The 13,486-nt window shown below is 54.3% G+C and carries 8 protein-coding genes; 7 read left to right on the plus strand and 1 reads right to left on the minus strand.

Annotated elements, in window-relative coordinates; translation table 11 throughout:
* Nucleotides 1-77: 77 nt before the first annotated feature.
* Nucleotides 78-1,832 carry a vitamin K epoxide reductase family protein gene (locus R3C20_04870; protein ID MEZ6039814.1) on the minus strand — a complete coding sequence of 585 codons (1,755 nt, stop codon included), beginning with the start codon at nt 1,830-1,832 and terminating at the stop codon, nt 78-80.
* A 591-nt stretch (nt 1,833-2,423) separates the two neighbouring features.
* On the opposite strand from R3C20_04870, the gene thrS reads away from it, so the two are divergent.
* The 7 genes from thrS (at nt 2,424) to R3C20_04905 (ending at nt 13,470) form a co-directional block, all read left to right on the plus strand.
* Nucleotides 2,424-4,622 carry a threonine--tRNA ligase gene (gene thrS / locus R3C20_04875; protein ID MEZ6039815.1) on the plus strand — a complete coding sequence of 733 codons (2,199 nt, stop codon included), beginning with the start codon at nt 2,424-2,426 and terminating at the stop codon, nt 4,620-4,622.
* A 167-nt stretch (nt 4,623-4,789) separates the two neighbouring features.
* The gene (locus tag R3C20_04880) at nt 4,790-5,230 is read left to right on the plus strand and encodes a RidA family protein (GenBank protein MEZ6039816.1); all 441 of its coding nucleotides are present in this window, start codon (nt 4,790-4,792) and stop codon (nt 5,228-5,230) included.
* 386 nt (nt 5,231-5,616) lie between these two features.
* Entirely contained in the window at nt 5,617-6,030 is a 414-nt protein-coding gene (locus tag R3C20_04885) for a hypothetical protein (GenBank protein ID MEZ6039817.1), read from the plus strand.
* 405 nt (nt 6,031-6,435) lie between these two features.
* Complete coding sequence (gene rnr / locus R3C20_04890) at nt 6,436-8,841, plus strand: ribonuclease R (GenBank protein MEZ6039818.1); 2,406 nt, start codon at nt 6,436-6,438, stop codon at nt 8,839-8,841.
* 510 nt (nt 8,842-9,351) lie between these two features.
* On the plus strand, nt 9,352-10,377 hold the full coding sequence (locus R3C20_04895) for a fatty acid desaturase (GenBank protein ID MEZ6039819.1): 1,026 nt from the start codon (nt 9,352-9,354) through the stop codon (nt 10,375-10,377).
* Nucleotides 10,378-10,721: 344 nt separating this feature from the next.
* Nucleotides 10,722-12,302 carry a glutamate--tRNA ligase gene (gltX, locus tag R3C20_04900; protein MEZ6039820.1) on the plus strand — a complete coding sequence of 527 codons (1,581 nt, stop codon included), beginning with the start codon at nt 10,722-10,724 and terminating at the stop codon, nt 12,300-12,302.
* Nucleotides 12,303-12,540: 238 nt separating this feature from the next.
* Entirely contained in the window at nt 12,541-13,470 is a 930-nt protein-coding gene (locus R3C20_04905; protein MEZ6039821.1) for a UDP-glucuronic acid decarboxylase family protein, read from the plus strand.
* Nucleotides 13,471-13,486: the final 16 nt, after the last annotated feature.

A 13,486-nucleotide genomic window follows, 5' to 3' on the forward strand; every position in this document is an offset into this window, starting at 1 on the left:
CCGGGAAATGGCACTGCGTGGGACCGGCCCCTTCATTTGGGGTGATCCAAACTGGAAAGCGATCGCCTGGATGGTCCTCAGTTCTTTTCGATTGCACTGGAGAGCGACGCGACGCTGTTGACTTCCCCGGTCATGATGGAACGAGGGAACATCAACTTGGGGACAGCCCCAGCGCCGACCTTGCGATACAGATCCACATGCCGTTGGATATACTGATCCGGAATGCCACGATTGAGTTCATCCTGCAGAGGCTGCCGACCGACGAGCTGTTCCGCTTTGGTCCGTGCTTCTCCCGCGGTGCGGTTTCGCCCTGCATAGAACATCCAGTTGTGGTATTCGGCGAACTGCTGTGGCGAAACTCTCCAGACAGCAACGGCCAGTTTTGCCAATTCGCATGCATCAGCGTGGCCGGTGCTGCTGATGGCATTGTTGCAGCGTGGGTTCAGAGGCACGGCCAGCATAATAATTGCAAAGTCATCACCGTATTTTTCACACGCTTTCTTGATGGTTCGGTGAGTGTTTCGACAGTGTGGACACGTGTAGTCGAACATTTCCACCATGATGTATTTCGCATCGCACTTGCCAACCATGGGCCATTGAGCAGCATTCAGCCGGAACTTGTCACCAGCCACGCTGACAATTCTTGGTTCCGCTTCGCCGGCCGCTTCTTCCGTTTCGGGTTGCTGTGCTTTGGTTCCTTCAGTTGAAGTCGCTTCGTCCGATTTCGTAGTTTCATCAGCAAACGCGATCAGGATGTGATTTGTCGATCGAATGGCTCCCGGAATGATTGTCAGAACGGAAGAAATCACCGGAAGCGTTTCATCCTTTTCTGCGGATGCTGCGGCAGGTTGCCGGGGCTCAATCTCCGGAGTATCAGAGCCGCTGCGACTGACACTGGGGTTCGAGGCGCTGGATTTCGTGTCTCTGGATTCCACCACTGGCGAATCCGGGTCGCGAGCCGAGGCAGGTGATGAATCACCCGGGGCAGGCTCGATAAAGGGAGCTTCAAACACCGCGGTTGCGTCAGCAACAGGAGACTCAAACACCGGTGCGGCTTCAATTTCGCCGGGAGCCGCGAAGATCTCATCACCCGGCGGTGCGAAAATATCTGCGTCTGGAGATGCCAGCATTTCGGAACTGGATGAACCTGAAGCGGGAAGATCGAACTCCTCCACAACGAAGGTCTGGGGCGGGGGAGTCAGCAGTTGGCCAATGATCAGAACTGCCGAACACGCGGCTCCTGCGCCGCCAAATTGTCGGATCGATTTCCAGCTGATCTGCTTCTGCATCAAGACGGTGGCAACCAGCAGCAGCCCACAGGTATGCGCGACCAGGCAGTATGGGCACAGGTGTCCGATCACAAAAACTTGCAACCCGATAAACCAAAGCGCCGCGATACCAGCGGCCACAGCTCCCGCTGTGAGCGATTTCCAGGCAAGAACACGCAGGGATTCAGGGGAATTCGGACCAACAAAAACAAGGACTGCCAGAAGACTCGCATACAGTCCAACCGCGGGCACGGAGACGGGGATACCAAACCACTTCGACCAGGCGCTCGTGAGAACGTGTCCGCAATTGAAGACATCTCCCGTACATCCGAACACGGGTGAAGCATTAAATGCAGTCCATGCAAGGTATGCAGAGACTGCGAGCGCAATTGTACAGAGGATACGGAGAAACCAGCGCACACTGCCGGATGGACCAGATGGAGGGCTGCCGGAAGGGGGACCCTGGCCGTCATCGATCGGGGCGTGAAACGCCGGCGTTTCCGATGTGGTTTTCAATCCGTCGTCATCAGAACAGATCACAGCAAGTCGAAGCGGCGAAGGCATCGAACTATCTCCGTGTGCCAGCCTCTTGGCTGACAGCGTGGCGTGGTCAGCGTAGGAAAACGCAGAACCACTTAACTCATGCGAGCCTCTATGGACCGGGCAATTTGCCCCGCGGAGCGCTGGCGAGGGATACCAATGCTCTGACCACAGAAAATACACCCTCCCTGGACCAACCAAGAATACGTTTTGCTGAGGCACGACAAAAGGCCAAAGAATTGATTCTATGGCTATAAATCTTTATCCAAACGTCGCAAACCTATCTCAGGAATTCTCCGGCTCCTTAAGCTTGCAGGCCCACTTCGCCGCAAAATCCGTCCAGTTTTACTGAAATGCTCATCCGTCCGAATCTGCTCGAATACGTGAATCGGGGCACCAACGCTCTGCGGATGGGGTGGCAGATACCAGAATTCTGGTTCACTCAGGCAGTTCCCGAAAGCGTTGTGCTGCACTGCAAGGAGGGATATAACCCGCCTGGTCGTCGATCTGGCGTCACTCCGCATCGACCGCTGTTTCGTTTCTGTCGTTTCCATTGTGGCTTTTCGTATCAGTCGCAAATGGAATGGACAGTCTTTTTTCTGACAAGATGGATTCATGATTCAGGTTCAACTGCCCGACGGGAATGTTCTGGAACAATCTGACAATGCAACTGCACTGGACGTCGCTGCTGGTATCGGCGAGCGTCTGGCAAAGGCAACTGTGGCAGCCAGCATCGACGGAACCATCGTCGACGCAATGCGCCCGCTTGCGGAACTGACCGACCTGCGTCCCGTCCCCCTGAAATTGATTACCGAGCGTGATGCCGAAGCACTGGGGGTGATGCGGCACAGTTGTGCGCACGTGATGGCACGTGCCGTAATGCGACTGTTTCCCGGCACTGGGCTTGCATTCGGCCCGACCCTTGGGAATGGCTTCTACTACGATTTTGACCTGAGCACTCCGATCAGCGAAGACGACTTCCCACGCATCGAAGCAGAAATGCAGAAGATTGTTGATGAAGCGGAACCGTTTGAACGCTTTCACATGAATCGCGACGAATCCATTCAATTCTGCGACGATCTTAAACAGGAACTCAAGGTCGAGCACATTCGGACCGGACTGGCAGAACATTCGACACTCAGCTTCTACCGTCAGGGAGAATTTGTGGACCTGTGTCGTGGGCCTCATATTCCACACGCCGGCAAGATCAAGGCTTTCAAGATCCTGAGCGTTGCGGGTTCCTATTGGAAAGGCAATGCAGAAGGTCGACAACTGCAGCGTGTTTACGGAACGGCCTGGTTTGACCGCAAGGACCTGAAGGCTTACCTGGAACAGATTGAGGAGGCCAAGAAACGGGACCACCGTGTGATTGGCAAACGGCTTGGTCTGTTTTCGATTAATCCCGAGGTTGGTCAGGGATTGTGTCTGTGGCTGCCCCGAGGAGCCATCATTCGAGCAACGCTGGAAGAGTTCATCAAAGCCGAACTTCTGCGACGTGGGTACCAGCCCGTCTATTCGCCGCACATCGGTCGCGTTGAAATGTATGAAACCAGTGGCCACTTCCCTTATTACCGTGATTCACAGTTTGCACCTCTGTTTGGTCATTCCGCCGGGCAACTGGTCGATCACTGGATCCGTTGTCTTGATCCGTCCGACGAGGAACACGTGGTGCCTTCGCCAGATGATGAAAAGAAGCTTCTGGAAGCCGCAATCGTTCTCGGATTCAAGGTGGATCAATTCCCGGTCAATGGGACACCTGATGAGAAGCGTGATGTCTTGCGCCGCTGGGAGCGTCAGCAGGAACGGTTTCTTCTTCGTCCGATGAACTGCCCCCACCACGTTCAAATGTACAAAGCGATGCCGCGCAGCTACCGGGACCTTCCCGTGCGACTCGCAGAATTTGGAACCGTTTATCGCCATGAGCAGTCGGGTGAACTGAACGGCATGCTGCGTGTTCGCGGCCTGACGCAGGACGATGCCCACTTGTTCTGTACACCGGAGCAGGTGGAACAGGAATTCAAAGATACGCTGGGGCTGGTGAAGTATGTTCTTCAGGCCGTTGGTCTGGAAGATTACCGCGTCCAGCTTTCCACCCGCGATCCGGGGTCGGACAAATATGTTGGCAGCAACGAGCTTTGGGACAACGCTCAGGGCGTCCTTCGTAAGGTACTGACCGAGCAGGGACTCTCATTCGTTGAATGCGAAGGTGAAGCCGCCTTTTATGGCCCGAAGGCCGACTTCATGGTGCGTGATTGTCTTGGAAGAGAATGGCAACTGGGGACCGTGCAGCTGGATTACAATCTCCCGAATCGATTCCAGCTGGAGTACACTGGTCCGGACAATAAGCCGCATCAGCCCGTCATGATCCATCGAGCTCCGTTTGGTTCGATGGAACGTTTTGTCGGGATGCTGATCGAACATTTTGCGGGCGCGTTTCCGCTCTGGCTGGCGCCCGAGCAGATTCGCGTACTTCCGCTCAGCGAAAAAACCGACGACTACGCCATTGCTGTGGCTGACAAATTGCGATCGGCAGGTTTCCGGGTTTCGACCGATCTGCAAAGCGCTCGTGTTCAGGCGAAAATTCGCGACGCACAACTCGACCTGGTGCCGTACATGCTGGTCTGCGGTCCAAAAGAAGCCGAACAAAACGCTGTGGCAGTGCGCTGCCGGATCGACGGGGATCTGGGAGTGATGTCAATCGACGATGCAATCGCCCGACTGGTAGAAGAACGCGATCAGCGGACAATTCGGCAGGTTGTAAAATCCACGTTCAGCGGACTGGAAGGTGAGTCGGCAGAACAGGGCGAATACTAGATTGCAGTCTGAACGGGCCCGGCCGATGGATTCAACAGGGGCTTCGCGCCACAAAGGACGCTCGGCCTGATCCCCGGCAGCTATTCGTGATTCCTCACTGGCCACCAGAACATTCGAATTCTTCACACTATACCATCCCAACCATATCAAACAGAAAGTTCAGTGCCATGGGCGCAACTGCCAAAGCAAGACAACTGGGCATCGCTCTCGATCCACAGCCAAAGGGCTACCTGAATATGTGTATCAGGAGCGGCAATCAGCTCATCACGTCCGGGCACGTGAGCGACATCAAAGGGATTGTTGGCAAGGACGTGATGGTCGATATGGGCTACGAGGCCGCCAAAGAATGTGCAAAGAAGATTCTGCGATCCGTCTGTAACTGCCACGGTTCTCTGGATGGACTGCGGGTCATTAAAGTTCTCGGCTGTGTTTATTCCGCCCCGACCTTCACCGATCAACATTTGGTGATCAATGGTGCGTCTGACTTGTTTCATGAAGTGTTTGGCAAAGACGGCGACGGTTACCACGCCCGCAGCGCACTTGGCTTCGCCGCGCTTCCAACTGGAGCGGCTGTTGAAGTGGAAGCTATCTTTGAGATCAAAGAGTAGACCTTTCGATTCCAGAGCGTCTGCTGCTGCTGTTGTCTCAGTTCTTCCGAATGTTACCGGAACTGTTCGGATTGGCGGTTTGCTCTGGCTCAGGGTGCTGGTGCGGCAGGTTGGTTCGAGTTGATGGCCGTCTGTTGTCTGTCTCAGGATTCAGGCAGACCGTACGGCCTGAGATTGAAGTCCGCCCTGCAATTTCTGTGGTGCGTCACAATGTTGCATCAGAGTGCGTCGCTGGTTTCAACCTGCCCGGCGAACTCCGAAAACTCTTGCGAGACGAAAAGACAAAGAATTTCAGAATTCATTCGAACATCCCGGGTTTGTTTGTGTCATGGCATTCATGAATGCGAACAAATGCAGCTTCATGCAACAACCCGTACGTGCGATCAATGAATGGCCGCAGAGTAACCCGTCTGTTGACGGCTGTTCCTGAAGGAATCTGTTTCGAAGAATGGATTGCAGGCTTTCGTCGCAAGGTTGGTTCATCGGTATTCGCTGCTGGCCGAAAGAATGAACTTTCCAGCCGCAAGACAATGCACCGAATGTGCTCCGGCATCCATGGCACGACAAGAGACGTCGGCGAGTCCGGCAAAAGAGCGGCTTTGGCTTTTTTCTCTGACGGTTCGCACACCGCCCGTGTCCATAAAGGTGCGTGGCAGCGAAGTACGCAGATTGGCCAGATGAGCGGGGTGCGTGCCGCGAATCATCGCCTGCCTGCAAACGGTCCTGCAACGCGGTTGGAAGTACTTCACCCGTTCGATGGGTTGGTCGCACGGAGCTGGTCCGACGGAGCGGCAATATGAGAACCTGCTCGAAGCGATTTTTAGTCAACGTTTTGGGTGACTCTGAAACGATCGGGCTCCATCCGTTGATGACGGGCTGCTTCTTTCCGTGCGGACCTGACGCAGTTCAGTGAGCCTCCGTTCAAAACGCAGGCTTCTGTCCTGACCTGAAACGCATGAACGCTTTGGTTCTGTCCGGCAGTCAGACATATTACGCTGCACTTGTTCCGGGCCCGTCCGAAAAATCGAACGCGGTGCTTGGAGGTCAAAACGCGTGGAAGTCAGCGAATGTGCCCGTCCGCATGTGGTTCTGCCGATGCCGCATCAAAGATACAAAAACTGCAGGTTGAATCTGCCCAAACAAGTTGAATGATAACTCCGTACAGATTGAGACGGACAAGAGAAGACAAAACGAAAGTAAGACAAATGAGTTCCATGGAAGAGAATATCAAAGACCTGCTGTCCTCGGACGAATACCGTCCGATCGTGGCGCAGGAACTGGCTCGCAAGTTGAGAGTCAGCAAGAAGAGTATGCCGACATTTCGCGAAACGCTTGACCGTCTGATTGCAGGCGGACATGTCCGCGAAGGCAAGAAAGGGCGTCTACGACTGCGTCCATCTGCGGGCTTCATTTCGGGGGTTGTCAAGAAGATTGCCAGCGGTGCCGGGTTTGTCATTCCGAATGAACGTACCCCGGAACTCAAAGGTGCTGATATCTATATTGCCGCAAGAGATCTGCGTGATGCTCAAACGGGCGATGAAGTTCTTGTGCGTCTTCTGAATGCTCGAAGAACAAACGGGCAACGAACTGGTGCCGTCGAAAAAGTTCTGGAGCGAGCCAGCAATGTGTTCGTCGGTGTCTATCAGGAATTCGGGGATCAGGGATACGTCCAGGTCGATGGTACCGTTTTCGAACAACCGATCCACGTGGGTGATCCGGGAGCAAAGGGAGCTCTGCCTGACGATAAAGTCGTGATCGAAATGCTTCGATTCCCGACTGCCAGCCGCAAAGGTGAAGCGGTGCTGACGGAGGTTCTTGGCAAACGTGGTGACCCGGGCGTCGACACTATGACTGTGATCTACAGCCTGGGGCTGCCACACGAATTCAGCGATGACGTTCTTGAAGACGCTCGCATTCAGGCGGAGAACTTTGATGAAACGGCAATTGGCAGCCGGCGTGATCTGACAGGCGAAACGATTATCACCATCGATCCGGTCGACGCTCGCGACTTCGACGATGCAATTTCGCTGACCAAAAGCGACGACGGACACTGGCATCTCGGGGTCCACATTGCCGACGTATCTCACTTTGTGACTCCGGGAAGTGCGCTGGATGAGGAAGCACGGTTACGGGGCACCAGTGTTTACCTGCCACGCCATGTCATACCGATGTTGCCGGAGGTGATCAGCAATGGTCTCGCCAGCCTTCAGCAGGGAGTCGTGCGGTTTACCAAGAGCGTGTTTATCGAATTTGCTGCGGACGGAAGCGTCCTGGGCTCAGAAGTTGCCAACACGGCGATCAAAGTCGCTCGCCGGTTCGCCTATGAAGAGGTCATGCCCATCATCCAGAACCCTCGGCAGCAGGCACCTGGTGTGACGGCAAAAGTCCGACATCTGCTGGAGCACATGTACGAGCTGGCGATGATTCTCCGTCAAAGGCGGTTCGCGAATGGTGCTCTGCAGATGGGCGTTGCAGAGGTTGAAATTGATTTTGATAAAGACGGAACTGTCACAGGTGCTCACGAACGACATCACGATCAGAGTCACGAAATTATCGAAGAATTCATGCTGGCGGCCAACATTGCTGTAGCGACCCTGCTGTCTTCGAAGGACATCCCGTTTCTGCGACGTGTTCATGGTTATCCGGATGAACTGCGGTTACGGGCGTTCCAGGATTTTTGCCGGGGGCTCGGATACGAGCTCGAGCACTTCCAGAGTCGCTCGGAAATCCAGAGCCTGATCAATGAAGTCGCCGACAAGCCAGAGGGACGCGCAATCAACTATGCGTTGTTGCGAAGTATGAAACAGGCGGAGTATTCTCCTGAAGACGCCGGGCATTATGCCCTGTCCGAAGAAGATTACTGCCACTTCACCAGCCCGATCCGACGCTACCCCGACCTGACCGTTCATCGCATTATCGGCGATCTGGCCGATGGCAGAATCCCGACAACCGACAGCATGGCGGAGCTGTTGCAACTGGGTAAGAATTGCTCCAGCACAGAGCGGCGCGCGGAAAAGGCAGAACGTGAACTGATCAAGATCAAGCTTCTTCGATACATGTCCGCCCATGTAGGAGAAGAAATGGATGCATTCATCACGGGCGTGGAAAACTTTGGCATGTTTTGTCAGGGTGTCAAGGTGCCTGCTGAAGGACTGATTCATGCCAGCGCTCTTTCCGATGATTTCTACCAGTTTGATCAGTCAACTCGCACGCTGACCGGACAACGAACGAAGCGTGAATTCCGACTGGGTGATCGGGTGAAAGTCATCATTGCAAATGTCGATATCGATCGACGGCAGCTGGACCTGCGACTGGCCGACGGAAAGAAACCCATCGGAGTCCCGCGGTCTATTCGTCGGAATGCCGCTGTCGAAACGATGGTGCCGGAAGTCTCGTCCACACCTTCGAAGAGCAAGTTCCGAGGGAAATTCAGAGACAAAGTTGCCACCGCCGAAGTAAACCCGGGCGGTCGTGCGAAATCAAAAGTGCATCCAGAAGGCTCCCCGGATGCGAAGAAGCGACACAAGCCGAAAGGCAGACCATCTGCGGCCAAACCAAAGGGAAAGAAATCCGGCGGCAAGGGAAAGAGTAAAAAGAATCGCCGGAACTGAGAGTCACAGATTACAGCAGAAGAGCGAATAAGCGCCGCCGGAATTACAGGCCACTTCAATGGAAGCATGGTCAGCAGTGGGGCGGCTCCGATCTGTGAACTGCACTGATCTGAGGACCTTCTGACTGCCGTGACGTCGCCAGACCTAAGGGCGGTTGAAGGGTGTCTTACAGGTGGCAACGTTGCGGGGCATTTGCCTTGTGGCGGGTCCGAATGCGCTTTTCTCGGGGAAAAGAAGGCTCTCAGAGGGCCGGATCGGCAGGCGCAACACCTTGTCAAATAAGGGTTTATCGCCTTGACATAGTTTTGACATGGGAGTGACGACCTCTGGACTGAGTGAGATTGTGGTAAGTCGATAAGGACCGTAGCCTTGCTGCAGTTGGACGAAGCATTCGGGAAGAATCGCGTGCGGATCCAACTTTGTGTGTGATGGGAATTCAACCCGCAGGACCGCAGGCCGTTCTCATCCTCAGACCAGTCATCGCAACCTCACAGAAAGTGAGCGTCACGCATGAGCGCAACGATTCCAACAATGGCAGTTCCTGAGAAGGTTCTGACGCCGGCTGAACTTAAAACGCAACAGCGACTTGCAGATACCGAGACTCTGGTAAACGCTTTTCATAAAGATCAGTTGCGGTGGTCAAACATTGATTGGGTTGTCACCCTGTTTTTAATTGGTGTCCATGTTGGTGCGCTTGCTGCACCCTTTTACTTTTCGTGGACGGGACTGGCTGTCTGTGTTGCTCTTCACTGGGCGACGTGCAGTATCGGCATTTGCCTCGGCTACCACCGGTATCTCGCTCACAAGAGCATGAAACTGCGATCGCCTGCTGAGTTTGTTGTTCTCGCCTGCGGATGTCTTTCGGGAGAAGGGGCTCCTTTGACCTGGGCCGCAACTCATCGGTTGCACCATCAGAAGTCCGATCAGGAAGGTGACCCGCATTCGCCAATTATTGTCGGGCCATGGTGGTCACATATTCTCTGGTTATTCCCGAAGCGGACAACGCATGCTGCTCGCGTATTGTATCGACGGTATGTGCCGGAACTTGTGGACCGCCCGATGATGAAGTTCTTTCAGAAGACCTTCGCCTTGTGGCTTTGGGGAAGCGGGTTGGCGTTACTTGGTATCGGTTACGCAATTGGCGGTTGGGATATGGGCATTTCGATGGTGGTTTGGGGGATGTGCGTCCGAATGGTCGCCGCCTACCACAGTACCTGGTTTGTGAATTCCGCCACACATTTGTGGGGATACCGCAACTACGACACTCGGGACCACTCACGCAATCTTTGGTGGGTCGCTATCCTCGCTTACGGTGAAGGCTGGCACAACAATCATCATGCTCACCCGAGCCTGGCGCCAGCTGGTCACAAATGGTGGGAATTCGATATTACCTGGTGGTCAATCAAAGCGTTGCGAGCTGTCGGCCTCGCCTACGACGTCAAGGACAATCTTCCCAGAGGACGACAGGCAGAAGACGAAGGCGTGGATGAAGCTGAACGGATGCTGGTCCCTGCCACCCCTGAAGTCGCTGCGTGAATTCGGCTCTGGAAAAATAAGACCTGATTCAGGGAGTCACCAGAACGGTAACTCCCTTTTTCATGCGCACAGAATCAAGTCTGGCGATTATCCGCGCGGCAGGCTGAGGGAGGTGTCAACCGTTGGTAACGGGCATCTGATGGTGGCCCGCTTTGCGGGTCTGGTCGGTTCATGAGTGCCGGCTGAGGTTCCCGGGAGCGTGCCGTTCCTGTTCGTTGGCAGTCCCACATCGGGGAAGCCCTTGGAAGGCCTGTTTTTCGAAGGTAACATCCGCCCACCATACAGCTTCCGCCAGTAAGAAACCCTGCCAGTACCAATCACTGGTCACAACGAAAAACAGACAAATGACTGTTCGAACGCGATTTGCTCCCAGCCCCACTGGATTTATGCACATTGGCGGCATGCGGACAGCACTATTTAACTGGTTGTTCGCGCGGCATCACGGCGGTCAGTTCATCCTGAGAATTGATGACACGGATCAGCAACGCAATATGGACGAAGCGCTGGGGCCAATTCTGGATGCGTTTCGGTGGCTGGGGCTCGACTGGGACGAAGGTCCGGAAGTTGGCGGAGATTGCGGTCCTTACTTTCAGTCGCAACGACAACATCTGTATCAGGCTGCCCTGACGCAGCTGCTCAACAGCGGACATGCCTATCGGGACTTTGAATCACCGGCGGAAACACAGGCCCAGCGTGAAGCCGCAGAGAAAGAAAAGCGTCAGTACGTCAGCAGTCGGACGTCACTGAATCTCACGCCAGACCAGATCGCTCAAAATCTGTCTGACGCTGTGCCACACGTTGTTCGTTTCATCGTGCCCCGTGACCGCAGGATTCAGATCAACGACCATGTAAGGGGAGACGTTGAGTGGGATTGCAGCCTGATGCCGGATCCCGTGATTGCCCGTAACGATGGTTCCCCTCTTTACAACTTCGCAACCGTGGTTGATGACGCCCACCTGAAGATTACCCACGTCATTCGTGCGGAAGAGCACCTATCAAATACGCCGGTTCAGGTGTTGCTTGGTGAAGCCCTTGGGTATCAGCAGCCTCAATGGGCACACATCCCGTATGTTGCCGCGCCAGGCAGCAAGGAGAAGATGAGTAAGCGGAAGATCTCGAAGTACCGCACAAATCCGCAATTCATGAAGCTCTTCGAGATCGGTGATACAGTTCTCGCGGCGATCGGCGAAGACGCCGCTTCGGATGCGTTATCGCCCGTGATGGTGGCCTATTATCAGAAGGTTGGTTTTATCCCCGCCGGCGTCTTGAATGCCCTGGCTCGACTGGGCTGGTCGCTGGATGATTCGACCGAACTCCTGTCTGTTGAGGCCGTCACGGAATCATTTTCGCTGGATCGAGTCATCAAAAGCGCAGCCGGATTTGACCCTGACAAACTGATGAGCTTTCAGGCACACTGGATGGGCCAGTTGCCGTTCGAAGAAAGACTGGCTGGCTGTCTGCCGTTTCTGACAAAGTCGGGGAAGATTCAGGAACCGGTTTCCGAAACCATGCAAACCTTTGTTGGCAGGGTCATCGAGCTGGCTGCCGATCGAATTCGAATCTTTGGTGACATACTGCAGCTGGATGAATTCTTTGTGGCGGATGATCAGCTGACGCACGACGAAAAGAATTTCCAGAAACGCGTAGTTAAGCCAGATGCCGCGGTGGATTTGCTTCAACAGGTTACGCGGCTGCTCTCCACGCTGAGCGATTTCACGGCGGACGCTTTGCACGATGCCGTTAACTCGTTCGTTTCGGAACGCGGTCTCCGGGCGGGAGATTTGTTTCCCGCATTGCGGCTTTGCGTCACAGGAAAGGCACAGGGAACCGACTTGTTTCCAACAATGGAGTTACTTGGCAGGGATCGAGTCATGGCAAGGCTCAACCGGAGCATTGGCATTGCAGAGTCCATGAAGGTTTCGTGAATTCAATTCCCTCCACCATCCGTCGTTAACGAAACATCAGGGTTGTTTTTCTGCAGAATCCGAAGGAATTGGCAACTCAATCCTGTTCACCCATGGGAATTGAGCTATGTGTACCTCAACCGCTGGACTCGTAGCAGGCGACAATTGAATCGGAATGATCGATTGCGGCGGCATTTCAGGACTTGGGTTTGGCGGACGTCGAATACTGCGTCACGCTCAGAAGAATTGAGAGAAGCAGATGGCAACGGTACTGGTGACGGGCGGTGCAGGTTTTCTGGGAAGCCACTTGTGTGATCGACTGATTGAACGTGGCGACGAAGTAATTTGCGTTGACAACTTTTTTACGGGTAACAAGAACAATATCCGACACCTGATGTCGAACCCCAGGTTCGAGCTGATTCGGCATGACATTGTCCATCCGCTTTATGTTGAAGCGGATCGCATCTTCAATCTGGCGTGTCCGGCATCGCCGGAGGCCTACCAATACAATCCCATCAAGACCATCAAGACATCAACGGTCGGTATGGTCAACATCATGGGGCTGGCGAAACGGTGTGGCGCGCGAGTTCTGCATGCGTCTACTTCCGAAGTCTACGGTGACCCTCAGGTTCATCCACAAACCGAAGACTACTGGGGGCATGTGAATCCGATCGGTCCACGCAGTTGTTATGACGAAGGGAAGCGGATTGCCGAATCGCTGTTGATGAATTATCACGAAGCGCACGGCACGGAAATTCGAATTATACGAATCTTTAACACGTATGGCCCGCGGATGGCTCCGGATGATGGTCGAGTCATTTCGAACTTTATCACACAGGCACTTCGAGGTGATGACATCACCGTTTATGGCGATGGAACACAAACACGGTCGTTCTGTTTTGTCAGCGACCTGATCGAGGGAATGCTTCGTCTGATGGATCAGGACGTACATACCGGGCCGGTTAATATTGGTAACCCCGTCGAAAACACAATGCTTGAACTGGCCGAAGCCGTTATCCAGGCGACCGACAGTAAGTCGAAAATTGTTCACATGCCATTGCCAAAGGACGACCCGCAAAAACGATGTCCGGACATCACCCGAGCGAAGAACTGGCTTGGCTGGGAACCCGAAGTACCGCTTGCCGAAGGCCTTCAAAAGACCATCGACTGGTATTCGAAGCACATCTAACAGTCTTCAGGGAAGA

Source organism: Planctomycetaceae bacterium (assembly GCA_041398825.1).
In the GTDB taxonomy this organism is placed as follows: domain Bacteria; phylum Planctomycetota; class Planctomycetia; order Planctomycetales; family Planctomycetaceae; genus F1-80-MAGs062.

Bases quoted from the DNA above. Each gene is read 5' to 3' on its own strand.
- R3C20_04870 (MEZ6039814.1), bottom strand. From the start codon at position 1,832: ATGCCTTCGCCGCTTCGACTTGCTGTGATCTGTTCTGATGACGACGGA.
- thrS (MEZ6039815.1), top strand. From the start codon at position 2,424: ATGATTCAGGTTCAACTGCCCGACGGGAATGTTCTGGAACAATCTGAC.
- R3C20_04880 (MEZ6039816.1), top strand. From the start codon at position 4,790: ATGGGCGCAACTGCCAAAGCAAGACAACTGGGCATCGCTCTCGATCCA.
- R3C20_04885 (MEZ6039817.1), top strand. From the start codon at position 5,617: ATGAATGGCCGCAGAGTAACCCGTCTGTTGACGGCTGTTCCTGAAGGA.
- rnr (MEZ6039818.1), top strand. From the start codon at position 6,436: ATGAGTTCCATGGAAGAGAATATCAAAGACCTGCTGTCCTCGGACGAA.
- R3C20_04895 (MEZ6039819.1), top strand. From the start codon at position 9,352: ATGAGCGCAACGATTCCAACAATGGCAGTTCCTGAGAAGGTTCTGACG.
- gltX (MEZ6039820.1), top strand. From the start codon at position 10,722: ATGACTGTTCGAACGCGATTTGCTCCCAGCCCCACTGGATTTATGCAC.
- R3C20_04905 (MEZ6039821.1), top strand. From the start codon at position 12,541: ATGGCAACGGTACTGGTGACGGGCGGTGCAGGTTTTCTGGGAAGCCAC.